Source organism: Mucilaginibacter sp. A5337 (assembly GCF_059690695.1).
The window spans coordinates 1-24,991 of the sequence record NZ_JCAWEC010000012.1 but is presented as its reverse complement, the minus strand read 5'-3'; the positions used below and the strand labels follow the sequence as shown (position 1 = coordinate 24,991).

The window sequence follows — 24,991 nt, the reverse complement described above, 5'->3', positions numbered from 1 at the left end:
CAATCTATAATTTAAATTTTACGCGGTAACAGTAAGACTATGCGTTGAGCCTTTTTGTGACGGATGTTTATGCACTTTTATAATATTTAATATCTGCATCGCCCCACAAATCTTCCACACCATAAAACTCACGTTTATCGGTCCTGAACACATGGATCACAACATCCACGTAATCAAGCAATATCCACTCGCCATGCTCAATTCCCTCTTTGCGCCAGGGTTCGGCTTGGGTGGCTTTGAAAATTTCATCCTCAATGCTATTTGCTATAGCTTTTACCTGTGTCGACGAATCAGCATGACAGATCACGAAATAATCTGCTACTGAACTGAATATATTACGGAGGTCTAACCTAATAATATCATTGCCTTTTTTTTCCTGGATACCATGTATTGCCAGCTCTGAAATATAGGCAGATTCACTTAACACTTTGCTTTTTACCATCAAAAAGAATTAGTTTTGAACGTTTTTGAGTATAAAATTATTACACTTTGCAAAATAACATATTTTCAGGATTATTTGTTGGTCAAAATTTGGTAACAATTAAACAAGTTGACTCAACAAATAGTTTTCTTAAAAATCTACTGTCAAATTCCAAGCCAGTACCCGAAGGTACGGTCATTATGGCAGAAGAGCAATACGCCGGCCGGGGCCAACAGCAAAACACCTGGCACAGCGAACCCGGAAAAAACCTTACTTTCAGCGTTCTGTTAAAACCGCATTTTTTGCCTGTAAATGCCCAGTTTGATCTTAACCTTGCGGCGAGCTTAGGCGTATATGATGCCCTGCAACCTATTTTAGGTGATCAGCTAAAAATAAAATGGCCTAACGATATTTATTACGGCGACAGAAAACTTGGCGGCATGCTCATTGAAAATACCATACAGAGCGGGCAGCTCAAAGACTCGGTTATTGGCATAGGATTGAACATAAATCAGGAAAACTTTCCGCCTGGTGCCTCAAATGCCACTTCTGTCAAACAAATCTTACAAAAGGATTATGATTTAACAGTGTTATTATCGGAAATTTGCAAGCACCTTGAAGTATACTACCTCAAACTGAAGGCCGGCCAAATTGACTTTGTAAGGAATACTTACTTAAGCCGACTATACTGGTTAAACGAGGTTAAAAGTTTTGAGTCAAATGAAAAGGTTTTTAATGGCATCATAAAAAACGTACTGCCAAACGGCTTGCTGGTTATTGAAGATACCAACGGGCAACAACTGGAGTTTAACCTTAAGGAATTGAAATTTTTAAATAAATAATAAAAAAGCAAATGAAGAAACTATTGGTATTGGTAACCGCGCTTATCATCAGCGTTGGCGCTTACGCTCAGATCGAATCGCCGGTGAGGTGGTCATACGCGGCAAAAAAGGTAAATGATAAAGAAGCTGTGGTATTTTTAAAAGCAACCATACAAAACGGCTGGCACATTTATTCACAAACCGTAAAAGACGGCGGCCCAATAAAAACTTCATTTGATTTTACCCCATCAAAATTATATGCAGCCGTTGGCAAAACTACCGAGCCTACACCGGTAACCAAATACGAAAAAGCATTCAGCATGAATGTAAGCTATTTTGAAAAGGAAGTTGTTTTCAGCCAAAAAATCAGTTTAAAATCGCCCAAAGCAACAGCAGTTACAGGCAAACTAACCTACATGACCTGTAACGATATGAAATGCCTGCCACCGGAAGATGTTGATTTCACTATCCCTTTAGGTAAATAATTCAGCACACCTTAACAGTAGTCATGAAATTATTCAATAAAGGTGCTTACCTGCGCGCCGGACTTATCACATTAATTACCCTGATTGTCCTTAACATAGCCGGAACAAACCCGGTTTATGCTATACAAAAAAAAGCAGCCGACACTACAGTGTCAACTGCCGATGTTACTTTTACAGATATCCCTACCGCAGCTGACAGCATAGCCATCAGGAAAAAGCAAGCCGATTCGGTAAAAAAGGCAGAAGCGGCCAAGGTTACTAAAACAAGTGCCAGTGCTTCAAAAACAGCAGAAAAGCCAAAATCACTTTGGCAGATCTTTATTGAAGGTTTATTAGGCGGCTTCACCGCGGTAATTTTGCCTTGTATTTATCCATTGCTGCCTTTAACTGTAAGCTTTTTTACCAAAAAAAGTGGCAGCAAAAGCAAGGCTGTTATGCAATCGCTTATCTACGGTGTATCAATCATCGTAATTTATGTTACGTTAGGCTTGTTGATCTCTATCATTTTTGGATCAGATGCGCTTAATGAACTGGCCACAAACGGCATATTTAATATTTTCTTCTTTTTACTGCTCATTGTGTTTGGTATCTCGTTCCTGGGAGCATTTGAAATTGTGCTGCCAAGCAAACTGGCCAATAAGCTTGATGAAAATTCGGATAAAGGCGGCCTGGCAGGTATATTCTTCATGGCAGCAACCCTCGTTGTTGTTTCTTTCTCCTGCACAGGGCCTATTATAGGTACATTGCTGGTTGATGCGGCCTCAAAAGGCGACCGCCTTGGCCCGGCAATGGGCATGTTTGGCTTTTCGCTGGCTTTAGCTTTACCTTTTACCATATTCGCGCTATTTCCTTCGGCACTTAAAACCCTGCCAAAATCAGGCGGATGGCTTAACAGTGTTAAAGTTGTATTGGGTTTCCTGGAGCTTGCATTTGCATTGAAATTTTTATCAAATGTAGATTTGGCTTACCACTGGAACTGGTTTGACCGTGAAATATTTTTATCGCTGTGGATAGCCATTGGTTTGATGATTGGCCTTTACCTGATCGGTAAGATCAAGTTTTCGCACGATAGCGATGTTAAATACTTAACCATCCCACGTACTTTCCTGGCTATAATTGTATTTGCGTTTGTTATTTACATGATTCCTGGTTTATGGGGAGCGCCTTTAAAATCAATTAGCGCGTTTTTACCTCCAGAGGCTACGCAGGATTTTAACCTTTCTAACATTCCGGACGGTTCTGGATCAGCAGCGGCAAGCTCATCGGCAGCTATACCAGCAAGCATCGGTGAACGTAAATATGCTGCCAACTATACCCGTATAAAAACCAAAGGCCTGGATGCATGGTATGATTATGATCAGGCTTTACAGGTTTCAAAGGCTCTTCATAAACCAATACTCATTGACTTTACAGGTTTTAATTGCGTTAACTGCCGTAAAATGGAAGCCAACGTATGGTCGGATCCGCAGGTGTTTAGCCGCATTAAAAATGATTTTGTGCTGCTACAGCTTGTTGTTGACGACAAAGCAGAATTACCTGTAACCGAACAGTTTGTATCAGATTACAGCGGTAAAAAGATCACTACACTTGGCGGCAAATGGAGTAACCTGGAAGCCCAGCGCTTTAACTCAAATTCGCAGCCATTGTATGTAATGCTTGATGGCGATGGCAATTTGCTTAAAGATGCTTCGGGTGCCGAGATACCAACATCGCCTGCAAATTATGACATAGCCAGCTACCTTAAATTTTTGGATAGTGGCTTAGCTGCTTACAAAAAATAGGGATCGGGTTCAAAAAATAAGTGTAAATTCGCGCAAAATTCAAACTCCGTGCTTTATTGGTTAGGTGCGGCGTTTGAATAACGAACAATATTTACAACCCTAATTAGTTATGAATAGGTTAGCCTGTTTATAACCAAAACAAAAAAATGACTCAGATCAAAAATATCGGCGTTTTTACTTCTGGTGGTGATGCACCCGGAATGAACGCTGCCATAAGGGCGGTAGTACGTGCCGCAATGTATTACGGAATTGAAGTCACGGGGATTCGCCGTGGTTACGACGGCATGGGTAAAGGCGAATTTGTTCCCATGAACCGTAAATCCGTTTCAAATATTATACAGCGTGGCGGTACTATACTTAAAACAGCAAGGTGCGATAATTTCAGAACACCCGAAGGCCGTAAAAATGCTTATGAACAACTGGTAAAAAACAAAGTTGATGCATTGGTGGCCATTGGCGGCGACGGTACATTTACCGGAGCTAAGGTTTTTGGCAGCGAATATGACATCCCGGTGGTAGGTTTACCAGGCACAATTGATAACGACCTTGTTGGTACCGATTTTACTATTGGTTATGATACAGCAATTAACACTGTTGTTGACGCTGTAGACAAGATCAGGGATACTGCCGAATCACACGACCGTTTATTCATTGTTGAAGTAATGGGCCGCGACTCGGGCCTGATCGCTTTACGTACCGGTATTGCTACCGGTGCCGAAGCTATCCTGATCCCCGAAAGCAAAACCGGGCTCGAAGGATTGTTTAACCGTCTTGAGTTTGGCCGTAAAGACAAAACATCACGTATTGTCATTGTTGCCGAAGGCGATGATACCGCAGGCGGGGCATTTGAAGTTGGCCGTTTGGTACAGGAAAAATTCCCTAATTATGATACCCGCATCTCCATTTTGGGCCACATCCAACGCGGTGGTGCACCAAGCTGTATGGACAGGGTACTGGCAAGCCGGGTTGGCGCTGCTGCCGTTGAAGCTTTGAGAGATGGGCACCGCAACGAAATGATAGGCCTCATCAACGGCGAAATAGCTTATACGCCTTTTGAGCATGCCATCAAGCATCACCAGGGCATTGATCCTAACATGATTAAGCTGGTTGAAATGCTTTCTATGTAATTTCGGCTAAAACGATAAATGAAAACAGCCCGGACTTCAACATCCGGGCTGTTTTATTTGACAATAGTACTGTCAACAACAAGCCTTATGGCAGTATCAATTTCGGCGCTTACGGTAAACAGGTGCGCTATGATCTCTTTATTTTCGGGGTTATAAAAATCTTCATGGTCCATCAGACCGATAAGCCCAAGCATGCTTGCTACGGGCCGGCGCAGCTCATGCGAGCTTAAAGAAGCTATGTTTCTTAAACGATCGTTCTGGCTAACAAGCTCTTTTTGTATTTTGAGCCGCTCGGTAATATTATGACCAAAACATCCTGCGCCTATTATATCGCCGGCCGCAGTATAAATAGGATTAAAACTAACTTCATAGTACAAACGCTGCCCACTTACAGGGTCTATACTTTCACTGATAATATCATACCGTTCCCCGCTTAAAGCGCGGTTGTAATAAACAGTCCAGTCATCAATTATTTGCTTGCTAAATCCTTCATGTTTATAAGAGTATTGCCCCTTGCACGGCTTTACACCTGTTAAGTAAGTCACCTGCTCCACATAGGCCTGGTTCATGTACAAGTAACGTAACTTCTTATCAACCGACCAGATATGGTCATGGGTATTGTTGATCAATGCTTCAAGACTATCCTTCATTTGCAAAACCTCTTCCTGTATTTGCATTTGGGGTGTAATGTCCCGGCCTATGCCCTGTATTTCAACCACCGCACCGCTATCATCGGTCATAGATACAAATTCCCATTCGGTATCATATAAGCTTCCGTCTTTAGCCGGCTTTTTATGAACAAGCCTGATAATCTTACCCGGATTAGTAATACAATTTATAAAAGCCTCTTCGCACAGATATGCATCCTGCGGTATAGTTGTTTTTGAAAAATGATGACCTATGATATCAGCCTCATCATATCCGAAGGCGCTAAAAAAAAGGCGGTTAGCAAAGCTAAATTTGCCATTGATATCTATCCTTACCAGGAAGTTGGTTGACGAATCAATAAGGGAATGAAGGAACTGCTTGCTCAGCCCGGGCTTGATAAAAGGGATCGGGGTGCGAACGCCTTCCAGGGCAGAAGTAATATTACTCAATATAACTTTATGGCCTGTAAGCGCATCGGTAGCAAGTGTCCGTTTTTCGGTTAGCTGCTTTTGGCCGGCCTGCAGGTGATAAGTTATCTGGATCGACTCGTTCATGGCAAGCCTATCGGTAAGCTGCTTTATACCGTCAAATATTTCAGGGTTTACCAGCCCGGTCAAAAAATCAAGATTTTGATGGAGGTGACCGGCACCTACCCCAAAAAGGCCGTAAAAGCTTTCGCTTACAAACAGGTATTTCTGTTCGTCGGTATCAAAAACGATGGTGCAATTTCCGTCTGCAGCCGGGTTGGGGTTAAACATGTAAACAAATCGTGAATACTTAAAGATATAGCTATTTAGATGATAAACAAATAACTACAATAACTTTGCAGCAACTTCTTTCCAGGTATTTACACGCTCATAATCGGTAAGCAGCATATTATGCGGCGAGGTATAAAGTATTTTACGGCCGTTAAATGTGGCGAAATTTTTAATCCGGTCGTCAATCATGATATCTACATCCAAAATCTTGTGCCCGCAAAAGATAATGTTTGTCCAGGAGATGAAAGGAAAATGCTCTTCAAGCCATTCCTGCTTATCTTCCAGCGAATATTTAAATTCCATAGCAGCCGATGCTATATACACATCATATTTTTCATGAAGGGCTTTCACCACTTCCTGCGCATCGGGCATCACGGGGATATCTCTGAAAAAGCCACGTTCGTTGATGTAAACCCTCAGGGTTTCGCTTAGATGCGGTGGCAGGATCTCCCTGAATTCCTTGCCTTCCATATTGCCCAGGCTTATTTCTTCGCCATGCCTTTCTTTATACATAGTGATGAATTTGCCAATGGTATCGGCAATAACTTCATCCATATCAATAGCTATCCGTGTTTTCCTGTTGATGCTCATGGCAGGTAAATTGCAATTTTTTTAAACTACTGCAATGTTAAGTTTTAAAAAACGACAATCGATCAGCAAAAACAGTCATCCACTTAAAAGGTAAATAATTAATTATCAACCATTTTTATTTATGATAAAAATTAATACCTTTGCATCCCCGCAGAAAGAACTCCGGGGATAATGTTGAATACATAAAAATTTACAATGGCAACTAAGATCAGACTACAAAGACACGGTAAAAAAGGTAAACCTTTTTATTACATCGTGGTAGCAGACTCACGCGCTCCACGTGATGGGCGCTTCATTGAGCGTTTAGGTTCATACAACCCAAACACAAACCCAGCAACTATTGACATCAATTTCGACAAAACTTTAGATTGGGTTAACAACGGTGCCCAGCCTACTGATACTTGTCGTGCTATCCTTTCATACAAAGGTGTGCTGTACAAAAAACACTTACAAGGTGGTGTTAAAAAAGGAGCTTTAACCGAAGAGCAGCTGGAAACTAAATTTGCTGAATGGCTTGACCAAAAAGAAAGCAAAATCACTGGCAAAAAAACCAGCCTTAATGTTGCTAAAGACGAAGCCCGTAAAGCTGCTTTAGCTGCTGAAGCTAAAAAGAGCGAAGAAAAAGCTGCTGCTATAGCTGCTAAAAACGCTCCTGTTGCTGAAGAAGAAGCCCCTGCAGAAGATGCAGCGACTGAAGAAGCTGAAAGCGCAGAATAATTTATTGATTAAGCGTACAGAACGCAAGAAGTATTATATCTTGAATCCTTACGTTTGATTTCTTAAATCCGGATAATGGCGAGGCAAACAGCTTCGCCATTATTGTTTAACTATATTTTAAATGAAAACTGAAGATCATTTCAGGATTGGCAGCGTACTAAAAACCAAAGGCTTAAAAGGTGAGCTGCAGATATATGTTGATTTTGATGGCATTGAAAACATTAAATTTGACGCGGTATTTATTGACATTGCAGGCAAGCTGATCCCTTACTTTGTGTCATCAATCAAATACCTACAAAAAAACAACGCCTACCTTAACCTGGAAGACGTTGATACCATCGAAAAAGCAGCAGTGCTGGCTAAACGTGATATCTATCTGCCAAACAAGCTAAAACCAAAGAAAAAGAAAAGCGAGTTTACCCTGAACGATGTGGAAGGTTTTATTGCCATAGATGAAACCCACGGCGAACTGGGTGAAATAATAGCCGTACAAGAGTATCCTCAGCAGTTGATAGCTACGGTGCAATACAAAAACAAAGAGGTGCTTTTTCCTTTAAATATTGAAATAATTAAAGGCATCGATGTAGAAGGTGGAGAGATTTATATTGATCTGCCGGAAGGATTGCTGGATATTTATCTGGAAGGTTAGTTGTTTTAGATACAAGAATTTAGAATAAAGAAACAAGATTTTTGAATCCAATGCCCGTGTCCCCACGGGCATTTTTTATTGGGTAAGATTTCAAAAAATATTTTGTCAAATATATTTGACATTTGTAAAGTTTGTTTTACTTTTGGTAAATTAAACTTTACAATCATGAAACCACGTTTTTTATTTAGTCATAAAAGCCGCCTTGTTGGGTACCTATGCTTGTTGGCCTACATTCCATTAATGGTTTTAAAAAAGATACTGCATAATGGCTATAATAATCAAAGCCCGGCAATGAGGATAGCCGATAATTCGGGTTTGCTAAACAGTGAACATATTTTTTCGGCGATAGCTTTCATTTTAGTAATATCAGGTTTGCTCTTTATAGCATTTTCAAAAGAAAAAATTGAAGATGAACAAATAAGTCAGTTACGATTAGATTCATTACAATGGGCTGTTTATTTCAACTATTTACTTATAATCATTAGTGTAGCCTTTTTTAGCAACATCGATTTTATAAAAGTGGTAATGATTAATATATGGACACCCCTGGTTTTCTTCATTATCCGTTTTAAGTGGGTCATATACCGACTTAACCGTTCCTTGAAATCAGAAATCATATAAAGAAATGAAATCACGCTTTTTATTCCCGCATTGGTTCAGGTATTTGGGGCTTGCACTGTTCCTGATCCATATCCCCATTGTGCTATTTAAAAAAGAAATGGGCTTTAGCATGCACGACGAACCTGTAAGCGACGACCTGTTCAACAGCCATCACATCTTTTTCATGACCACAACATTGCTTATGGCTATAGGCTTGTTCTTCATCGCCTTCGCTAAAGAACGCATTGAGGACGAACAGATTTTTAAACTCCGCCTCGACTCACTACAATGGGCTATTTATGTAAATTATATACTTTTGGTGGTGAGTTTAATATTAAGTAAAGACACCGAACATATTTTATTTTTAAATTTATTGGTACCGCTTGTGTTTTTCATCGTGCGTTTCAGATGGAAGATTTTTCAGAATAACCGCCTCATCAATAGGGAAGAGGGGCAGGCATGAAAAATAACATCAGGGTTGAGCGCGCTATCAAAAACATTACCCAGGCCGAGCTGGCAGAGCTGATCGGGGTATCGCGACAAACCATCAATACCATCGAGAGTAACCGGTATGTACCATCTACCGTGCTGGCTTTAAAAATAGCCCGCGTATTTGGCAAACCTGTTGAAGATGTTTTTGCATTAGAGGACGAAGATTAACCAAACCAATATAGCCATGGCAACAAAACCAACTTTCGCGCCGCAGTTAGCCATTCCGCATGGTGTAACTGATATCAGCTTTTACATTAGAGCCTTGGGTGCGGTCGAGCTAAGGCGCTTTAGTAATGACGATGGCAGCATCCATGTATCGGAACTTTCGATAGATGGTACTATTTTCCACCTGCATGAGGAAACGGAACGAACGGCCGTACTTTGTCCGGATACCGTAAAGGCGACCAGCGTTACCATCGGTCTTTTTGTTGATGATGTGCATGCGGTGATGGAACAGGCAAGGCAAGCCGGCGCCAAAATAGCATCCGAAGTAACAGACTGGGACTATGGCTACCGCCAGGGTGATTTTGTTGATCCTTTCGGGCATAGATGGATGATTGAGAAGGCAATATAGATACAGCACTTTTATAAATATGTCATTGCGAGCGCAGCGCGGCAATCTCGTAGCTAATGCATGTTCGATCTGCATGGCTACGAGATTGCTTCGTCGTACCTCCTCGCAATGACATAATTTTTATATTTTCTTACAGCACAACTTTAACCACTTCACCCCATGGCAAACCAACCCACCTACGGCAACGGCAAAATATGCTATATCGAGATCCCGGCCAACGACATCAGCGTATCATCAAAGTTTTTTGAAAGTGTTTTCGGCTGGCAAATTCGCACCAATAATGAAGGCTTTGCCTCATTTGATGATGGCGTGGGCGAGGTAAGCGGTATGTGGGTAACCGGTCGCGAGCCTATGGGCAAAGCCGGATTACTGATCTCCATTATGGTTGATGATGCAGCAGCAACGCTTAAACTCATTGAAGCCAGCGGCGGTATCATAACCCAGCCTATAGGTAAAGATTTCCCGGAGATCACGGCACATTTCACCGACCCGGCGGGCAATTTATGGGGGATCTATCAGCATAGAGGATGAACTAAGAATCAAGAAAGCAAGATGCAGGAGTCAAGACGATTTCTGAGAGAGGACATTTTTCAGTAATCTTGCATCCTGATTCTTTTATCCTGAGTCTGAAGAAAGTATGCGTTTCGATATCATCTCTGTTTTGCCCGGTTTGCTTGAAAGTCCTTTTGCACATTCTATTTTACAGCGTGCGCAAAAAAAAGGAATCTCTGAAATTGTTGTCCACAACCTGAGGGATTATGCTACCAACAAGCAAAAAAGCGTAGATGATTACCCTTACGGCGGAGGCAGCGGCATGGTGATGACCATTCCACCGTTTGCAGCTTGTATCGAAAAACTAAAATCGGAACGTGATTATGATGATATCATTTTCATGTCGCCCGATGGTGAAACGCTGAACCAGCGCATCGCCAACCAGCTTTCTATCAAAAAAAATATCATTATTCTTTGCGGTCATTATAAAGGCATCGATCAGCGCATCAGGGACATTTATGTTACCCGGGAGATCTCTATAGGCGATTACGTACTTTCGGGCGGAGAGCTGCCCGCAGCCGTACTGGTCGACGCAGTAGTGAGGCTTATCCCTGGCGTATTGAGCGATGAAACATCGGCCCTGTCCGATTCCTTCCAGGATGATTTACTGGATGCCCCGGTTTATACCCGCCCAGCCGACTGGAACGGCCACAAGGTACCCGAAATCCTTTTAGGAGGTAATACTCCAGAAATTGAAAAATGGCGCCACGAACAGGCATTGGAGCGCACAAAGACACGCAGGCCTGATCTTTTGGATAGGGGTGAGATTTAAATGTAGAGACGCATCACATGCGTCTTCGCTAATCAAGCAGGCAGACGCATCACATGCGTCTCTACAAACCCTCAACCAATTTCCTTAAATTAGATTGCAACCAATTAATGCATACTGCATTATAGTAGCGTTGCAGCTATGAACCCTAACCACACCGAAGCCCAGCTTATTGAACAATGCCGAACCAACCCGGCTGCCTTTGGGCAGGTGTTTGACCGTTGGTATAAACCTGTGTTTGCTTATATCATACGCCGCTGCGGGGATTATGATCTGGCCAGGGATATAGCCGCCGAAACTTTTCTGAAAGCTTTTTTGAGGATAGGCTCGTTTAAATGGAAGGGTATAAGTATTTCATCGTGGCTTTACCGTATTGCTACTAACGAGCTTAACCAATATTACCGCAGCAACAAGTATAAACCCGAATCGTTACAGCAACTGCTGGAAAACCCGCAGATGGAAAAACTGCTGCATGACCACGCCGGCAATGAGCGCGAAATGATGGAGCGGGAACTAAAAGCCTATGACGATTATAATCGCATCCGCCAAAACCTGCTTAAACTGGATATCAAATACCAGGAGGTAATTTCATTACGCTACTTTGAACAAAAAACCAATACCGAGATCAGCGAGATCCTTGATAAAAATGAAGGCACCATAAAATCATTGCTTTCGCGCGGATTAGAGAAATTAAGAAACATGCTTTAAGCAGTGCAACCAAAATCAATTAATGCATTATAAGGGTAATTAACATGAAAGATCAGGACGAATTTTTAAAGCAAATGGAAAATCTAAAAGTACCCGATGTAAACCCATCCCAACATCAGGATGTGGTAAAAATGGCTATTATGAACGCCGGTCGTTCGGCCGCCCTGGGGTTATGGCTGGTGATAGTGCCATGCTATTTCCTGCTATGTGTATTTATGTATTATCATTTCCACGTTAATGCAAACTGGTTCAGTGCCATGTTCGGTACAATAGTGCGGTTAGAAAAAATGCCATACATTGATTATATCGGCCCACTGGTATTGTTTATCCTACCCATCGTTTGCATAATTATCAATCTGCTTTCCATTATCCATGTACAGGTTAGGCAAATTGATCCCGAAAGGCGCAAAGTAAAAGAGCTCAATATCAGTATCCGGTTAAAACTATGGAACATTTTATTGATCCTTATCAGCCTTGCCATTGTGCTTGTGTTCATCAATTTCGCCATGACAGAAAACATATCCATCAAAAACTAATCATCATGAAACTAAACTGGTTTACCCGCAAAGGGATCATTTACCTGCCTGCATCCATCATTGGTTGGATCATATTGACCATTGCACTTGGCTATGCCGTTTTTACATTTATTGATATCGATAAACGCTCCCATTCGGTAAGCGATACGCTCATCAATTTTGTATTTAACCTGCTTTTGATTGGATTGGTGTATACCTTAATTGCTTATTTCACGGAGAAAAAGCCGGAGCCTGTGAGCATTGAAAAATGAGGAGCAACCTCAATCTTAGGCAAGACTTACGAGGTTTTAAAAACTTCGTAAGTCTATTAATAGTCTGCATAAACCACAACCTGTTGTTAATAAAAAAACTAAATGTGGAAATTTTTAAATTTGACTTTCATTTATTGAAAATAATCCCTATACTTGCAATCCGATTTTTACGGGCTAAAAATCGCATTAAGAGCTTAAAATCATGGATTTAGTAAAATTTGTTGAAGAGCAATCAGTAGAAAAAAAGCAGCTTCCATCCTTCAAAGCTGGTGATACTGTAAGTGTTCACTATAAAATCAGAGAAGGAAATAAAGAACGCGTTCAGGTTTACCAGGGTGTGGTAATTCAGCGTAACAGCGTTGGTGTTAGCGAAACTTTTACTGTGCGTAAAGTATCAAATGGCATTGGCGTTGAGCGTATCTTCCCTGTTAACTCTCCAAACATCGACAAGATCGAAGTTAACAGTGTTGGTAAAGTTCGTCGTTCAAAACTATACTACCTGCGCGCCCTTACTGGTAAAGCAGCTCGTATCAAATCAAAACGCGTTTAATTTACCCAACCGCTTAGCGGTATATAAAAAATTAAAAGGCCTTTCTGAAAGAAATTTCGGTAAGGCCTTTTGCTATATGATGGTTTTTAAGCCGATATCATAGTAATTGATTGATTTTTAGACAAAAACCTTTAGTTACAAAAGCCCAGACTTACGAAGTTTTGAAAACTTCGTAAGTCTTTAAGTCAAAACTGCCGCCGGTTTATAACACTCTTAGCACTCTTAGCGCAAGTCTTGAGCGGAGGGATGTGCGATTGGCGACTTGTGCTTTCCGAGTCTTGACAGGCAAGCCCAAGTTCCCCCCTCAGCTATCCCGCCCACAAAACTTGAGCTAAGGAAAAATAGGTTATTTAAAGCCGAAAGCTTCAACAATGCAGGATCACGGGTTACGCTATCGCTGAACCTGCGACAGAGGGTGCTATCCAGGCACAAAAAAAGCAGATGAATTCCCCATCTGCTTTTTCTTAATCAAAACGAACGTTAATTATTCGCTATCTGCTTCTTTAGCTGCGTCCTCGTCAACTTTTTTAGCTTTTGATGCAGATACCTTTTTAGCAGGTTTCTCTTCAGCACCCTCTTCTAAAGCCGGGCTTTCAACCTCTTCGGGCCTGTCAACAACAAGCGATGGAGCAGGTGTAATGCTATTCATTGTTGGTGTTTCTTCTACCAAAACGGAAGGTTCAACAGGGGCCGCAGGTGGCTCCGGAACAACAATTGCATCAGGTTTTGAAGCTTCTTTTAAAGGCTCAGCGTCAACCAGCTCAGCTAAAACGGTGCGACCGCCTTTTACCACATCGCCAATATTTACGAGGATCTTGGTACCCAAGGGCAGGAAAACATCCACCCTCGATCCAAACTTAATAAAGCCAAACTGCTGGCCCTGATCAACAATATCACCCTCTTTTACATACCATACAATACGGCGGGCCAATGCACCGGCTATCTGCCTGAACAATACCGTTACACCTTTGCTATTTTCAATAGCGATGGTAGTACGCTCATTCTCTGTCGATGATTTAGGGTGCCAGGCCACCAGGTATTTACCTTTGTGATATTTAAAATAGCTAACCACGCCCGCAATTGGGTTGCGGTTAACATGCACATTAACCGGCGACATGAAAACCGATAGCTGAATACGTTTATCTTTTAAAAACTCGGTTTCTTCAGTTTCTTCTATCACCACAACCTTACCATCGGCAGGGCACAGGATAGTATTTTCGGCTGTTTCAATATCGAAAAACGGACTGCGGAAAAACTGCAGTATGATCAAAAATAAAGCACCCGAAAAAATATAAACTATCCATTTTAGGGTATGCGCAGTTGGCATGTAAAACTGGATCAGCGCATTTAAAACAAAAATGAACAGGATAGTAATAGCGAGTGAGGTATAGCCTTCTTTATGTATGGTCATTATTTATAGGTTTTAATACAAAACTACTAATTTGAAATTAAGTACAGGTATGCATATACAATTGGCGCGGCCATCAGCAAGCCGTCAAACCTGTCGAGCAGGCCGCCATGGCCCGGTAATATACCCCCTGAATCTTTTACGTTTAGGCTGCGCTTGAACATGGATTCGACCAGATCGCCCATGGTGCCAAAGTTTGAAATGATAAGCGACATGATGATCCAATCGAAACAGTTATACTCTGTATAAAAGCGGCTCAAAATATATGCCGCAAAAGCGCAGATGAGGATGCCTCCGATAAAGCCTTCCCATGATTTTTTGGGCGAATGCCTTTCGAACAGTTTATTACGGCCAAACTTGCTGCCCACCAGGTAAGCCCCGGTATCGTTGCTCCACAGCATAATCAAAAAGCCAAGCGGTACATGAAAGTTAAAAACGCCATCTCCCCGGGTAAAAGCCATAGCATGAAAAAACATGAATGGCACAACAGCCATCAATAGACCTAAATAGGTAAAACCGATATTGGTAAAAGGAGCGGCAGACTTTTTATACAACTCGCCTATCGGGATAAAGCTAAGCAGTATGGGCAGCAGTATAATGTATTTATATGCCGGAAAATAGCAGTTGGCCGCGAAAAAGAAAAACATAATTACGCAGGCAAGCGCCCCGGTAAAACGCTCGGGCTGCATACCACCTTGCCTAACCAGTTTGTAAAACTCAAGCAGGCAAAACAAGCTCAATAACAGGTAAAAAACACTAAATACATATGGACCTAACAAATTAGACCCAATCATTACGATAATAAAAAATAAGCCAGTGATGGCGCGTTGTTTCATATATTAATTTGATTGAGGATCATGATCTCAATAGCCTTGCTAAAATCCTCCTGGTGAATATAAACCTCTACTTCGCCAAAGTTGCGGTGCGATGAATCCTGTTTATTCAGCAAAACGGTATCAATATGATTCCCGGTAAGCATTTGCTTAACAATTTCTGATTGGTAAAAATTAGTTGAAGTAAAAATTTTGACCCAGTTTTTTTCCATTTAACTCAACAGCGGGCTTTTTCCTTTAGCAGTATTTCTGTACATAAAAAGCAAAATTAAAATAATTATCAGGCTTAAAGCATAGCTCTGGTAATTAAATACGTGCTGATCATTAGGATCAAGGGTGATGCGCTTCTGCGAATACAGGTACAGGATCACAACCTGGGTGGCATTATTTAAAAAATGCGCCCAAACGCTTGTCCAGATACTGCCGCTCCACATTACAAAATAGCCAAAAAATACGCCCAATGCCACACGCGGCAAAAAGGTAAAAAACTCCATATGGAAAGCACTGAACAATATAGCGGTGATCCAAATAGCGGCGTGCGGATTTCCTGTCCACCTAATCATGATAGTTTGCAGGCATCCCCTGAATAAAAATTCTTCGGCAATAGCAGTTAATAAGCCAACAACCAAAACAGCAAAAAGCATGTCCGATATTGTTTTCATCTGCAGCATGGCTTCCGTGGCCTTTTGGGCTTGTGCCTCCATGGCACGTAATGCATCTTCCAGGCTTTTTAAGGGGGCCGGCAAAACCAGCTTCTGGTTAACATTTACCAGCACTTCCATAACCGGTGATGAACAGATCATGATAGATAGAATCAGCAATAACAGCACCGGTGGAAATTTGGGAGTAACCTTCAAATAATCTACAGGCTCCTTTACTATAAAGCGCGCGAAAATTACAGGGGCAAGATATAACGGCAAGGTGGTGCTAATGATCTGCAATGTCCATAAAGCGGCACCAACCTGCGGATTTCGTGTGTTAAAAGTAAACGTATCGGTAAGCGTTTGTGACCCAAATATCAGCCCGATAATTCCGGCAGCTATTAAACTGCACACAATCAGCATCCCTATAGTTAGTGCTATTAATATAATAAACTGTAAAAACGGTGTTATTTGACTTCCCTGTGGCTGAGGTACTTGAGATGGGGCTTTTATCATTCGATGTAAAATTCGTATTTTTGCAGGCTAAAGATAAGGATGTCTGTACAAATAGGAAATATTGATTTAGGTGAGTTCCCGCTGTTGCTGGCGCCGATGGAGGATGTGAGCGATCCACCCTTTCGTTATGTATGCAAGCAAAACGGCGCGGATATGATGTATACAGAGTTCATCTCAAGCGAGGGGCTGATCCGCGACGCGGCAAAAAGCAGGCAGAAGCTTGATATTTTTGAATACGAGCGGCCTATCGGCATCCAGATCTTCGGCAGTGACATCGATCACATGCGCGAAGCTACCGAAATAGCTACGCTGGCAGGCCCTGACCTGATGGATATCAACTATGGCTGCCCGGTAAAACAGGTGGCCTGCCGTGGTGCCGGTGCAAGCTTGTTGCAGGATATCGATAAAATGGTAGCGATGACCAAGGCGGTTGTTGATGCAACACATTTACCGGTAACTGTAAAAACCCGCCTTGGCTGGGACGATAACACCAAAAATGTTTACGAAGTTGCCGAACGCCTGCAGGACGTTGGTATCAAGGCGCTTACCATACATGGCCGTACCCGCGCACAGATGTATAAAGGCGTGGCCGACTGGGCATTGATCCGCGATATCAAGAAAAATCCGCGTATAAAAATCCCCATTTTCGGGAATGGAGACATCGATTCGCCAGAGAAGGCAGCCGCATGGCGCATGGAATATGAGGTTGATGGCATGATGATCGGTCGTGCAGCTATTGGTTACCCCTGGATTTTTCGCGAAATAAAGCACTATTTTAAAACCGGCGAATACCTCGATAAGCCAACAATTGCCGAACGCGTTGCGGCCTGCCGCGCGCATTTATACAAATCAATTGAGTGGAAAGGCCCTAAAACAGGCATTTTCGAAATGCGCAGGCATTACTCTAACTACTTTAAAGGGATAGATCATTTCAAGGAGTTCAGAATGCGTTTTGTTACTGCCCCTGACCTTGAAGCAGTTGACCAGATCCTGGCCGAGATCGAAGAAAAATATGCTGTTGAAATGGCTTAATATTTGCTCCCTTTCTATATATTTGAAATAAACGATACTTGTCACATGGTTACCACTATAACTGAGGGTGTTAAGGTTTCCATCGAAACCATATATCAGCCGGAGTATTCAAACCCGGCAAACGATCATTTTATGTTTGCTTATAAGGTAAGCATCGAAAACATGACCAACTACGCCATCAGGTTGATGAGCCGCCATTGGTACATCTTTGATTCAAACGGCGCAAAACGAGAAGTGGAAGGCGAAGGAGTAGTAGGCTTGCAACCCGTTATTGAACCGGGCCACACGCATGAGTACGTATCGGGCTGCAACCTCAAAACAGATATGGGCAACATGAAGGGCGAATATCATATGATCCGTCTGTTGGATAATGCCAACTTCAATGTACAGATCCCGGAATTTTATTTGATAGCACCGTACAGGTTGAATTAATCGCCCCCCGGCCCCCTAAAGGGGGAGTTAGGAAAGAAATTTATAGAACAAAGCCGAATGACTTTTCATTCGGCTTTTGCTTTTATATTATACATCATTATTCCCCCTTTAGGGGGTTAGGGGGCGTCACCGCCTTTCCCTGTGCGGCCTTTCTTCGCGTGGGGCTGAAGCTTGTCTGCGAGGCGCTCTGTTAATATGCTGCCCGGAGGGTCTTGCACCACCATTATTTACAGCTGCTATATTTGCCCTCCTGGCAGGAGCGTGGCTGTTAGCAGAATTATCAGCAGATGGAGCTGCATTAGCGTTATGAGCCTGGCCATCCCCGGCATTTGCTCTTGATGATGGTTGCGCCCTGTTTCCTTCCGGTGTAAAACGGTTTCCGTTAACCTTGTTCATGGCTGCGGTAGTAGGGTGTCCGTTATTATTTTTTGCAAACTGACTTTGGTCTTTTACCGCAACCTGCCGGTGGGTAATTTGATCAGCGGTAGGCTGTATGTGATTTTCCTTTTCGGCAGCCCGCTCCTGTGGCTGCGGTTTTGCGGTTACACCACCCGGCCCGTTGAAACTGTTATTATTAACAGTAACGTTGTTGTTGATAACAGTTTTATTGACATAGGTATTATGCACAACCGTGTTATTAACGTTTACAACGGCCGTGTTATACTGAAATGAATTACCGGCCCAGCGACCGCCCACATAGCCGGTTCCAACGTAACCGTAGCCGTAGTTTACACCGCCATAAAACCCAATATGATGCCCCCAATATCCTTCATGATAAACATAAACGGCGCCGTCATAACCCCAGTAGCCTGGCGTCCACAAATAACCAGCTGCCGGCGGGCTTACCCATACGCCCGGCACCCAATAATATCCGCCATCCTGATCGTATGCCCAATAACCCGGCGTCCATAAATATCCGTCGACAGGACAGGGTGGCTGTGTATAAGTTGGCAATACAGGCGGTGCTATATTCACAGAGATCCCCACACTAATTTGTGCATAAGTTTTAACTGATGCTACCGACACTATCAAAAGCACCATCAATACGCTTGTTATCTTTTTCATAATCAATGATTTTAACCAAACCTACCTGCATAACATGAACATTACATTAAGTTTTGGCCGGTTAAATGAACGGATCATGAAGTTCGCCCCCTGCCCCCCTAAAGGGGGAGAATAAGCCTCATTTTAAAAACATAAAGGCCTGTTTCCGGATGGAACAGGACTTTATAATTACAACAATCATTCCCCCTTCAGGGGTTAGGGGGTTAATTCCTCCTGTTATTAAACAAAAACGAAGCATAATAAACCAATGTAGCTAAAGCACTCAGCGCGGCAACCACATAGGTCATGGCGGCCCACCAAAGGGCATCTTTAGCCATTTCATGTTCCTGCCCGGTTTGCACCACAGCGTAATTGTTATCCAGCCAGGCTAATGCGCGGCGACTGGCATCAAACTCAACCGGCAGGGTTATAAAGCTAAAAAATGTAACCAGCGCTAAAGCTGCCACACCAACCGCTAAAACATAAGGACTGCCTGAAAAGAACAGCAGCATAATGCCGATAAACAAAGTCCATTGGGTAATGGTAGATGCCACATTAATAGCGGGAACCATTGCCGAGCGGAAACTTAACCAGCCATAAGCTTCGGCATGCTGCACAGCGTGGCCGCATTCGTGCGCGGCAACTGCGGCGGCAGCAATGCTCCGGCTGTAAAACACATCGGTGCTCAGGTTAACTGTTTTTGTTTCGGGATTATAATGGTCGGTAAGCTGTCCTTCAACGCAAATTACCTGTACATCAAATATACCATGGGCGCGCAGCATTTTCACGGCTACTTCCTGGCCCGATAAGCCAGACATTAAGCCAATTTCAGAATACTGCTTAAATTTACTCCTGAACCGCCATTGTACAATAAAGCTTACCAGGGCAACAATAATCATCAGGAACCAGGCCGAGTTTGGCGCTATGTATCCCATAATTAGTGAAATGTGATTCATATGATTGTTAAAAATATTTTTTAAATTAAGTAGTTTAAAACACTGTAAACGTTACAGTACCTGTTCAAAAATTATTCCGCTTTATTTAAACAATTCCCTTTTTGCAACCCGATTATTTACTTTTGACAGTAATGGAGCCATCATTTTCATATTGGGAACGCACGGCATTTACTGATAATGCCGATGTTATTATCATAGGCAGCGGTATTGTGGGTTTAAGTGCAGCGCTTCACTTAAAAAAACGGCAGCCAACATTAAAAGTTTTGGTGCTGGAGCGGGGGTTTTTACCATCGGGCGCCAGTACTAAAAACGCTGGTTTCGCGTGTTTTGGTACAGTTTCGGAGCAAATTGAGGTAATAAATCACTCGTCCGAAACTGAAGCCATGCGTTTAGTGGCTTATAAGTGGAAAGGCCTGCAACGCCTGAGGGAAAACTTAGGGGATAATAACATAGATTATCATCAACACGGCGGTCACGAACTGTTTATGGACCATGAGGAAAGCCACGCACACGATTGTATTGATCAGATAGATCATCTGAATAAATTATTACAACAAGCTATAGGCGAACCTGACATTTATTCAGTAGCTGATGAAAAAATTGCAGCATTTGGCTTCAATAAAGTGAAGCATATCATATACAATCCGTTCGAAGGGCAAATCCACACCGGTAAAATGATGTGTGCGTTATTATATAAAGTATATGAATTGGGCGTACTGGTACTTAACAATTGCAGCATCTCGGCTATTGAGCAGGAAGATAACGCTATCAGGTTAAACACATCGCAAGGAGTGTTTAAAGCCGGCAAAGTGGTTTTAGCTACCAATGCATTTGCAAGCCAGCTATATCCCGAGCTGGATGTAGTACCCGGCCGCGGACAGGTAATGGTGACCAAACCTGTTGCCGGGTTGAAGTTGAAGGGCACTTACCATTTTAATCAGGGGTATTACTATTTCCGCAATATTGATAACCGGGTATTGTTTGGCGGCGGCCGCAACCTCAATTACAAAGCCGAAGAAACCTGGGATTTCGGACATACCGACGAAGTTAAAGAGCAATTGATGACTTATTTGAATGAAGTTATCCTTCCCGGACAAAACGTAGAGATTGATTACTGGTGGAGCGGCATCATGGGTTTTGGACAGGAGATCAGCCCGATAGTGAAACAGGTACAGCCCGGCATTTTCTGTGCCGTTAGGTGTAATGGCATGGGCGTGGCTATGGGGAGTTTGGTGGGAGAGGAAGTGGCGGAGTTGATGTTGGGTTCATAAAACTCCACTTTTAGTAGAAAAGCACAAGTCAGCCGTGCACATGCCTCCGCACAAGACTTGCGCCAGTAGCTGTAAACGCATAACAGGATTTATCATTTAACCTGTAAACTTTTTTAGGATGAGATATATTTTAGCGATGGTGCGCGGGGACGCGTTAGGGATTGAAGTGTAAAGCCCACAGCGTGAGTAGGGATTGCGGGCAGGAAAGGCGAGGACTTGCAACGGAAAGCCCGGCCCGTTAGCTAACGGGAACGCCCATATTATAAAACCGATCGAAAAACACTCTTAATAATCAATAGCTTATAATCACGTCATTATAAGATTTATCTTCTCCACCCGGCAATACACTTCTTAGTACACACCGCACAAAATTTTGTTACTTTTGTCCATATTGCTATACTAATTTATGAGCGAAGAAAGATCACTGAACTTTATAGAGGAAATTGTTGAAGAAGATTTGGCTGCCGGTAAAAACGACAACCGTGTACTTACCCGTTTCCCGCCCGAACCTAATGGTTACCTGCATATTGGCCACGCCAAGTCAATCTGCCTTAACTTTGGTTTGGCAAAAAAATATAATGGCCTTACCAACCTCCGTTTTGACGATACCAATCCCGTTAAAGAGGATGTTGAATATGTTGACAGCATTAAAGAAGATGTAAAATGGCTTGGCTTTGATTGGGCCAATGAACTTTACGCTTCCGATTACTTCGACCAGCTATATGCATTTGCTGTTGAACTGATTAAAAATAACCTGGCGTATGTTGATGATAGCACCGCCGAAGAAATTGCCGCACAAAAAGGTACACCTACAGAACCAGGTACGCCTAACCAATACCGTAGCCGTTCGGTAGAAGAAAACCTGCAGCTATTTGCCGATATGAAGGACGGTAAATATCCTGACGGTGCCAAAGTACTGCGTGCTAAGCTCGATCTGGCATCGCCAAACATGCACCTGCGCGACCCACTGATGTACCGTATTAAACACGCGCATCACCACCGCACAGGCGATAAATGGTGCATTTACCCGATGTATGATTTCGCCCACGGACAATCGGATGCTATTGAAGAGATCACACATTCTATCTGTACGCTGGAGTTTGTACCTCACCGTCCGTTGTACGACTGGTTTATTGAGAAATTAGATATCTTCCCATCAAAACAATATGAGTTTGCCCGCTTAAACCTCAACTATACGGTGATGAGCAAGCGCAAGCTGCTGCAGCTGGTTACAGAAGGTCATGTTGATGGCTGGGACGATCCGCGCATGCCTACTATCAGTGGTTTACGCCGTCGTGGTTATACTCCGGCTTCTATCCGCGAGTTTTGTGAACGCATCGGTGTAGCCAAACGCGAAAACATGATAGATGTTGGCCTGCTGGAGTTTTGTATCCGCGAGGACCTGAACAAAACTGCATGGCGCCGTATGGCCGTGCTTGATCCGGTTAAGCTGATCCTGGATAACTATCCTGAAGGCCAAACTGAAGTGATGCACGGCGAAAACAACCCCGAAGTTGAAGGTGGTGACGGTGGCAGGGACATTCCTTTCGGTCGTGAGTTGTGGATAGAGCGTGAAGACTTTATGGAGGTTGCGCCTAAAAAATTCTTTCGTTTAGGTATCGGGCTGATGGTTCGCTTAAAAAATGCATATATCATCAAAGGCGAAAGCATTGTTAAAGATGCTGATGGCAACATCACCGAAATTCATTGCAGCTATCTGCCCGAATCAAAATCAGGCAATGACACCAGCGGCATCAACGTAAAAGGCACCATCCACTGGGTGAGTGTTGAACACGCTAAAACTGCCGAGGTAAGATTGTACGACCGTTTATTCCAGGTAGAAGACCCGTCAAACGAAGATGGCGACTTTAAGGATTATATTAACCCAAACAGCCTGCAGGTATTGTCTACCGTATACATCGAACCAGATTTGGTTAATGCTGAATTAGGCAAACCGGTTCAGTTTATGCGCAAAGGCTATTTTACTTTAGATAAAAACTCAACCCAAGACAAACTGGTGTTTAACCGCACCGTAACGTTGAAGGACGGCTGGGGTAAAAAGTAGCCCTGCGCCCCCGAGCCCCTAAAAGGGGAAGTTTGAAAATTTTAAAGCAGGTTGAGCCAAGGGCTCAACCTGCTTTTTTTAATTCCCTCCCTCGGGAGGGGTGCGGTTGGGTTGCGTTGCGGCAGGGAGGAGTTTATACGCTTTTTCAAACGAATAGGCTGTCGATGAAACCCCTCCCTACACCCTCCCAGGGGAGGGAACCGCACAAGCCCTTGCTTTTTTATCTTTTATAGTAAGCTTCCTGCATTAGGCGTTTAGCTTTCATATAGATCTATTCCCCTTTAAATTCGGCCTTCCGTTTCTCCATAAACGCGGCAACGCCCTCTTTAAAATCTTTTGTACCGAAGCATTTGCCAAACTCGGCAACTTCGGTTTCATAACCGTTAACACCATCGGTATAAGCAGCATTGATACTGCGAATGGCCGCGGCAAGCGCCAACGGGGCACGGGTTAAAATCTTGTTCAGGATCTCTTCGGCTTTCGACAATAGCTCTTCAGGGTTAACTACGTGGGTAACCAGTCCATATTGCAGAGCATCTCCCGCTGTAATCATATCTGCAGTCAGAATCATCTCCATTGCTTTGCCTTTACCAACCAATTGCGTAAGACGCTGCGTGCCACCATAACCGGGTATCAGCCCTAAAGTAACTTCGGGCAAACCCATTTTGGCATTATCAGATGCTATGCGAATATGGCAGGCCATAGCCAGTTCAAGTCCCCCACCTAAAGCGAAACCATTTACAGCAGCTATTACCGGTTTACCGCCATTGGCTATCAAATCAAAAACTTCGGTATGGCCAGTACGTGAAAGCTGCGTGCCGCCATCGGCATCAAGTGCAGCAAACTCGCTGATATCGGCCCCCGCAACAAAGGCTTTTGGCCCGGCTCCTGTAATGATAACACCGCCCACCTCCGGGTTTTGAAAAGCTTCGGCAATGGCTGTGTGTAGCTCGGCAAGTGTATCTTTATTAAGGGCGTTCAGCTTGCTTTCGCGGTTAATTGTAATTTGTTGAATCCGTCCCTTATTTGTTATCAGCAGGTTTTGAAATTCCATGGGGATTAAAAATTGCGGTGTTCATGTACCCAATCGGTTATATATTTCACGATATCCTGTGTGCTGGTACCGGGAGGGAAAAGTTCACCAACGCCAAGTTTTTGCAGCTCAAGCATATCTTCATGCGGAATAATACCACCACCTGTCACCAAAACATCATCCATTTCTTTTTCTTTAATGAGATTGATGATGCGGGGAAATACCGTCATATGCGCACCCGAAAGTATGGAGATGCCAATTGCGTCCACATCTTCCTGCAGGGCAGTATTAACCACCATTTCGGGGGTTTGCCGCAAGCCGGTATAAATAACTTCCATACCTGCATCGCGCAGCGAAGTAGCAATAATACGCGCGCCGCGGTCATGCCCATCGAGCCCTACTTTGGCAACTAAAACACGGATTGGTCGGTTAAAGGTATTACTCATGAATAACCTATTGGTTTCCGTAAATGTAGTAAGAAAATTATGGAAGTTGTTTTATGTTTCTTAGAGGCTGTTTAAATTTACCTGTTTTAAAATGTAAAGACGCATCATATGCGTCTCCTGCATGCAAATTCCTGAACTTAATGATTTACAAAGCGGCGTGCGCTATGGGATTGATAGGTTGCACCAGCGGTGCAAAAGGTTTGTAGAAATGAATGTCTCGTCCTAAAAAAAGTTTACAGGTTTTAAGATAATCCTGTTATGTATTTACAGGTTTGATAATGTCC

At 43.0% G+C, this 24,991-nt stretch carries 30 protein-coding genes and 1 pseudogene; 20 read left to right on the top strand and 11 right to left on the bottom strand.

From position 1 onward, the window contains the following. Positions 1-67: 67 nt before the first annotated feature. Positions 68-442: a ribosome silencing factor gene (gene rsfS, locus AC59JO_RS27530; protein WP_413670345.1), complete on the bottom strand. Its 375-nt coding sequence runs from the start codon at positions 440-442 to the stop codon at positions 68-70. A gap of 47 nt (positions 443-489) precedes the next feature. Between rsfS and AC59JO_RS27525 the strand changes: the two genes are divergently transcribed. The 4 genes from AC59JO_RS27525 (at position 490) to pfkA (ending at position 4,635) form a co-directional block, all read left to right on the top strand. Continuing rightward, positions 490-1,263: a biotin--[acetyl-CoA-carboxylase] ligase gene (locus tag AC59JO_RS27525; RefSeq protein ID WP_497309490.1), complete on the top strand. Its 774-nt coding sequence runs from the start codon at positions 490-492 to the stop codon at positions 1,261-1,263. Between the two features lie 11 nt (positions 1,264-1,274). Beyond that, complete coding sequence (locus tag AC59JO_RS27520; RefSeq protein ID WP_413670346.1) at positions 1,275-1,727, top strand: protein-disulfide reductase DsbD domain-containing protein; 453 nt, start codon at positions 1,275-1,277, stop codon at positions 1,725-1,727. 23 nt (positions 1,728-1,750) lie between these two features. Beyond that, positions 1,751-3,508, top strand: coding sequence for a protein-disulfide reductase DsbD family protein (locus AC59JO_RS27515; RefSeq protein ID WP_497309487.1), 1,758 nt, complete (start codon positions 1,751-1,753; stop codon positions 3,506-3,508). Between the two features lie 146 nt (positions 3,509-3,654). Further along, positions 3,655-4,635, top strand: a complete 981-nt coding sequence (pfkA, locus tag AC59JO_RS27510; RefSeq protein ID WP_413670348.1) for a 6-phosphofructokinase — start codon at positions 3,655-3,657, stop codon at positions 4,633-4,635. A gap of 53 nt (positions 4,636-4,688) precedes the next feature. Here the strand turns inward: pfkA and AC59JO_RS27505 are convergent, their stop codons facing one another. Both AC59JO_RS27505 and AC59JO_RS27500 read right to left on the bottom strand, forming a co-directional pair. Further along, positions 4,689-6,041 carry a PAS domain S-box protein gene (locus AC59JO_RS27505; RefSeq protein WP_497309485.1) on the bottom strand — a complete coding sequence of 451 codons (1,353 nt, stop codon included), beginning with the start codon at positions 6,039-6,041 and terminating at the stop codon, positions 4,689-4,691. A 54-nt stretch (positions 6,042-6,095) separates the two neighbouring features. Further along, positions 6,096-6,632 carry a 5' nucleotidase, NT5C type gene (locus tag AC59JO_RS27500; RefSeq protein WP_497309483.1) on the bottom strand — a complete coding sequence of 179 codons (537 nt, stop codon included), beginning with the start codon at positions 6,630-6,632 and terminating at the stop codon, positions 6,096-6,098. A 195-nt stretch (positions 6,633-6,827) separates the two neighbouring features. Here AC59JO_RS27500 and AC59JO_RS27495 point away from each other — a divergent pair, with 195 nt between their 5' ends. From AC59JO_RS27495 to rplS, 12 genes are all read left to right on the top strand, one after another. Beyond that, on the top strand, positions 6,828-7,349 hold the full coding sequence (locus tag AC59JO_RS27495) for a 30S ribosomal protein S16 (RefSeq protein WP_497309481.1): 522 nt from the start codon (positions 6,828-6,830) through the stop codon (positions 7,347-7,349). Between the two features lie 121 nt (positions 7,350-7,470). Then, positions 7,471-7,998: a ribosome maturation factor RimM gene (gene rimM, locus AC59JO_RS27490; RefSeq protein ID WP_413670352.1), complete on the top strand. Its 528-nt coding sequence runs from the start codon at positions 7,471-7,473 to the stop codon at positions 7,996-7,998. A 165-nt stretch (positions 7,999-8,163) separates the two neighbouring features. After that, a complete protein-coding gene (locus AC59JO_RS27485; RefSeq protein ID WP_497309479.1) occupies positions 8,164-8,619 on the top strand; it encodes a hypothetical protein in 456 nt (151 codons plus the stop codon). Between the two features lie 4 nt (positions 8,620-8,623). Then, the gene (locus AC59JO_RS27480) at positions 8,624-9,061 is read left to right on the top strand and encodes a hypothetical protein (protein ID WP_497309477.1); all 438 of its coding nucleotides are present in this window, start codon (positions 8,624-8,626) and stop codon (positions 9,059-9,061) included. Further along, positions 9,058-9,258, top strand: coding sequence for a helix-turn-helix transcriptional regulator (locus tag AC59JO_RS27475; protein ID WP_497309475.1), 201 nt, complete (start codon positions 9,058-9,060; stop codon positions 9,256-9,258). Before AC59JO_RS27480 ends, AC59JO_RS27475 begins: the two co-directional genes overlap by 4 nt. A gap of 16 nt (positions 9,259-9,274) precedes the next feature. Beyond that, a complete protein-coding gene (locus AC59JO_RS27470; protein WP_413670356.1) occupies positions 9,275-9,664 on the top strand; it encodes a VOC family protein in 390 nt (129 codons plus the stop codon). A 159-nt stretch (positions 9,665-9,823) separates the two neighbouring features. Next, positions 9,824-10,195: a VOC family protein gene (locus tag AC59JO_RS27465; protein WP_497309473.1), complete on the top strand. Its 372-nt coding sequence runs from the start codon at positions 9,824-9,826 to the stop codon at positions 10,193-10,195. A gap of 106 nt (positions 10,196-10,301) precedes the next feature. Beyond that, entirely contained in the window at positions 10,302-10,988 is a 687-nt protein-coding gene (gene trmD / locus AC59JO_RS27460; protein ID WP_497309471.1) for a tRNA (guanosine(37)-N1)-methyltransferase TrmD, read from the top strand. A gap of 138 nt (positions 10,989-11,126) precedes the next feature. Beyond that, entirely contained in the window at positions 11,127-11,693 is a 567-nt protein-coding gene (locus AC59JO_RS27455; RefSeq protein WP_413670359.1) for an RNA polymerase sigma factor, read from the top strand. A 44-nt stretch (positions 11,694-11,737) separates the two neighbouring features. Then, positions 11,738-12,229, top strand: coding sequence for a hypothetical protein (locus AC59JO_RS27450; protein WP_413670360.1), 492 nt, complete (start codon positions 11,738-11,740; stop codon positions 12,227-12,229). Positions 12,230-12,234: 5 nt separating this feature from the next. Beyond that, positions 12,235-12,480, top strand: coding sequence for a hypothetical protein (locus AC59JO_RS27445; protein WP_413670361.1), 246 nt, complete (start codon positions 12,235-12,237; stop codon positions 12,478-12,480). A 202-nt stretch (positions 12,481-12,682) separates the two neighbouring features. After that, a complete protein-coding gene (gene rplS / locus AC59JO_RS27440) occupies positions 12,683-13,030 on the top strand; it encodes a 50S ribosomal protein L19 (RefSeq protein WP_090532282.1) in 348 nt (115 codons plus the stop codon). 757 nt (positions 13,031-13,787) lie between these two features. On the opposite strand, the pseudogene AC59JO_RS27435 reads toward rplS, so the two are convergent. The 4 genes and pseudogenes from AC59JO_RS27435 to AC59JO_RS27420 form a co-directional block, all read right to left on the bottom strand. Beyond that, positions 13,788-14,441: pseudogene (locus AC59JO_RS27435) on the bottom strand (phosphatidylserine decarboxylase family protein); the annotation flags it as partial. Between the two features lie 26 nt (positions 14,442-14,467). Then, positions 14,468-15,274 carry a phosphatidate cytidylyltransferase gene (locus tag AC59JO_RS27430; RefSeq protein ID WP_413670362.1) on the bottom strand — a complete coding sequence of 269 codons (807 nt, stop codon included), beginning with the start codon at positions 15,272-15,274 and terminating at the stop codon, positions 14,468-14,470. Continuing rightward, positions 15,271-15,417 (bottom strand): hypothetical protein, encoded by a 147-nt coding sequence (locus AC59JO_RS27425; RefSeq protein ID WP_497309468.1) that lies wholly within the window; start codon positions 15,415-15,417, stop codon positions 15,271-15,273. The genes AC59JO_RS27430 and AC59JO_RS27425 overlap by 4 nt, the downstream gene beginning before the upstream one ends. Positions 15,418-15,483: 66 nt before the next feature. Then, positions 15,484-16,428 carry a CPBP family intramembrane glutamic endopeptidase gene (locus AC59JO_RS27420; protein WP_413670364.1) on the bottom strand — a complete coding sequence of 315 codons (945 nt, stop codon included), beginning with the start codon at positions 16,426-16,428 and terminating at the stop codon, positions 15,484-15,486. Positions 16,429-16,467: 39 nt separating this feature from the next. Here AC59JO_RS27420 and dusB point away from each other — a divergent pair, with 39 nt between their 5' ends. After that, complete coding sequence (gene dusB / locus AC59JO_RS27415; protein ID WP_413670365.1) at positions 16,468-17,460, top strand: tRNA dihydrouridine synthase DusB; 993 nt, start codon at positions 16,468-16,470, stop codon at positions 17,458-17,460. A 45-nt stretch (positions 17,461-17,505) separates the two neighbouring features. Then, entirely contained in the window at positions 17,506-17,892 is a 387-nt protein-coding gene (gene apaG / locus AC59JO_RS27410; RefSeq protein WP_091210014.1) for a Co2+/Mg2+ efflux facilitator ApaG/CorD, read from the top strand. Between the two features lie 126 nt (positions 17,893-18,018). Here the strand turns inward: apaG and AC59JO_RS27405 are convergent, their stop codons facing one another. Both AC59JO_RS27405 and AC59JO_RS27400 read right to left on the bottom strand, forming a co-directional pair. Further along, entirely contained in the window at positions 18,019-18,957 is a 939-nt protein-coding gene (locus tag AC59JO_RS27405) for a YXWGXW repeat-containing protein (protein WP_497309465.1), read from the bottom strand. A 203-nt stretch (positions 18,958-19,160) separates the two neighbouring features. After that, positions 19,161-19,892, bottom strand: a complete 732-nt coding sequence (locus tag AC59JO_RS27400) for a zinc metallopeptidase (RefSeq protein WP_121232409.1) — start codon at positions 19,890-19,892, stop codon at positions 19,161-19,163. 131 nt (positions 19,893-20,023) lie between these two features. On the opposite strand from AC59JO_RS27400, the gene AC59JO_RS27395 reads away from it, so the two are divergent. Further along, positions 20,024-21,163, top strand: coding sequence for an NAD(P)/FAD-dependent oxidoreductase (locus AC59JO_RS27395; protein WP_497309463.1), 1,140 nt, complete (start codon positions 20,024-20,026; stop codon positions 21,161-21,163). Between the two features lie 406 nt (positions 21,164-21,569). Continuing rightward, positions 21,570-23,228, top strand: coding sequence for a glutamine--tRNA ligase/YqeY domain fusion protein (locus AC59JO_RS27390; RefSeq protein ID WP_413670369.1), 1,659 nt, complete (start codon positions 21,570-21,572; stop codon positions 23,226-23,228). A gap of 271 nt (positions 23,229-23,499) precedes the next feature. Here the strand turns inward: AC59JO_RS27390 and AC59JO_RS27385 are convergent, their stop codons facing one another. Next, positions 23,500-24,282: an enoyl-CoA hydratase/isomerase family protein gene (locus AC59JO_RS27385; RefSeq protein WP_413670370.1), complete on the bottom strand. Its 783-nt coding sequence runs from the start codon at positions 24,280-24,282 to the stop codon at positions 23,500-23,502. 5 nt (positions 24,283-24,287) lie between these two features. Next, positions 24,288-24,707, bottom strand: coding sequence for a cobalamin B12-binding domain-containing protein (locus tag AC59JO_RS27380; RefSeq protein WP_413670371.1), 420 nt, complete (start codon positions 24,705-24,707; stop codon positions 24,288-24,290). Between the last annotated feature and the right edge of the window lie 284 nt (positions 24,708-24,991).

Excerpts from the sequence above, each read along its gene's own strand:
- trmD (WP_497309471.1), top strand. The coding sequence starts at position 10,302 with ATGCGTTTCGATATCATCTCTGTTTTGCCCGGTTTGCTTGAAAGTCCT.
- AC59JO_RS27505 (WP_497309485.1), bottom strand. The coding sequence starts at position 6,041 with ATGTTTAACCCCAACCCGGCTGCAGACGGAAATTGCACCATCGTTTTT.
- AC59JO_RS27425 (WP_497309468.1), bottom strand. The coding sequence starts at position 15,417 with ATGCTTACCGGGAATCATATTGATACCGTTTTGCTGAATAAACAGGAT.
- AC59JO_RS27400 (WP_121232409.1), bottom strand. The coding sequence starts at position 19,892 with ATGAATCACATTTCACTAATTATGGGATACATAGCGCCAAACTCGGCC.
- AC59JO_RS27445 (WP_413670361.1), top strand. The coding sequence starts at position 12,235 with ATGAAACTAAACTGGTTTACCCGCAAAGGGATCATTTACCTGCCTGCA.
- AC59JO_RS27520 (WP_413670346.1), top strand. The coding sequence starts at position 1,275 with ATGAAGAAACTATTGGTATTGGTAACCGCGCTTATCATCAGCGTTGGC.
- AC59JO_RS27515 (WP_497309487.1), top strand. The coding sequence starts at position 1,751 with ATGAAATTATTCAATAAAGGTGCTTACCTGCGCGCCGGACTTATCACA.
- AC59JO_RS27390 (WP_413670369.1), top strand. The coding sequence starts at position 21,570 with ATGAGCGAAGAAAGATCACTGAACTTTATAGAGGAAATTGTTGAAGAA.
- apaG (WP_091210014.1), top strand. The coding sequence starts at position 17,506 with ATGGTTACCACTATAACTGAGGGTGTTAAGGTTTCCATCGAAACCATA.
- AC59JO_RS27385 (WP_413670370.1), bottom strand. The coding sequence starts at position 24,282 with ATGGAATTTCAAAACCTGCTGATAACAAATAAGGGACGGATTCAACAA.
- rsfS (WP_413670345.1), bottom strand. The coding sequence starts at position 442 with ATGGTAAAAAGCAAAGTGTTAAGTGAATCTGCCTATATTTCAGAGCTG.
- AC59JO_RS27465 (WP_497309473.1), top strand. The coding sequence starts at position 9,824 with ATGGCAAACCAACCCACCTACGGCAACGGCAAAATATGCTATATCGAG.
- AC59JO_RS27450 (WP_413670360.1), top strand. The coding sequence starts at position 11,738 with ATGAAAGATCAGGACGAATTTTTAAAGCAAATGGAAAATCTAAAAGTA.
- AC59JO_RS27420 (WP_413670364.1), bottom strand. The coding sequence starts at position 16,428 with ATGATAAAAGCCCCATCTCAAGTACCTCAGCCACAGGGAAGTCAAATA.
- AC59JO_RS27430 (WP_413670362.1), bottom strand. The coding sequence starts at position 15,274 with ATGAAACAACGCGCCATCACTGGCTTATTTTTTATTATCGTAATGATT.
- AC59JO_RS27475 (WP_497309475.1), top strand. The coding sequence starts at position 9,058 with ATGAAAAATAACATCAGGGTTGAGCGCGCTATCAAAAACATTACCCAG.
- AC59JO_RS27455 (WP_413670359.1), top strand. The coding sequence starts at position 11,127 with ATGAACCCTAACCACACCGAAGCCCAGCTTATTGAACAATGCCGAACC.
- AC59JO_RS27495 (WP_497309481.1), top strand. The coding sequence starts at position 6,828 with ATGGCAACTAAGATCAGACTACAAAGACACGGTAAAAAAGGTAAACCT.
- AC59JO_RS27480 (WP_497309477.1), top strand. The coding sequence starts at position 8,624 with ATGAAATCACGCTTTTTATTCCCGCATTGGTTCAGGTATTTGGGGCTT.
- AC59JO_RS27500 (WP_497309483.1), bottom strand. The coding sequence starts at position 6,632 with ATGAGCATCAACAGGAAAACACGGATAGCTATTGATATGGATGAAGTT.
- AC59JO_RS27485 (WP_497309479.1), top strand. The coding sequence starts at position 8,164 with ATGAAACCACGTTTTTTATTTAGTCATAAAAGCCGCCTTGTTGGGTAC.
- AC59JO_RS27380 (WP_413670371.1), bottom strand. The coding sequence starts at position 24,707 with ATGAGTAATACCTTTAACCGACCAATCCGTGTTTTAGTTGCCAAAGTA.
- AC59JO_RS27395 (WP_497309463.1), top strand. The coding sequence starts at position 20,024 with ATGGAGCCATCATTTTCATATTGGGAACGCACGGCATTTACTGATAAT.
- AC59JO_RS27470 (WP_413670356.1), top strand. The coding sequence starts at position 9,275 with ATGGCAACAAAACCAACTTTCGCGCCGCAGTTAGCCATTCCGCATGGT.
- dusB (WP_413670365.1), top strand. The coding sequence starts at position 16,468 with ATGTCTGTACAAATAGGAAATATTGATTTAGGTGAGTTCCCGCTGTTG.
- pfkA (WP_413670348.1), top strand. The coding sequence starts at position 3,655 with ATGACTCAGATCAAAAATATCGGCGTTTTTACTTCTGGTGGTGATGCA.
- rimM (WP_413670352.1), top strand. The coding sequence starts at position 7,471 with ATGAAAACTGAAGATCATTTCAGGATTGGCAGCGTACTAAAAACCAAA.
- AC59JO_RS27405 (WP_497309465.1), bottom strand. The coding sequence starts at position 18,957 with ATGAAAAAGATAACAAGCGTATTGATGGTGCTTTTGATAGTGTCGGTA.
- rplS (WP_090532282.1), top strand. The coding sequence starts at position 12,683 with ATGGATTTAGTAAAATTTGTTGAAGAGCAATCAGTAGAAAAAAAGCAG.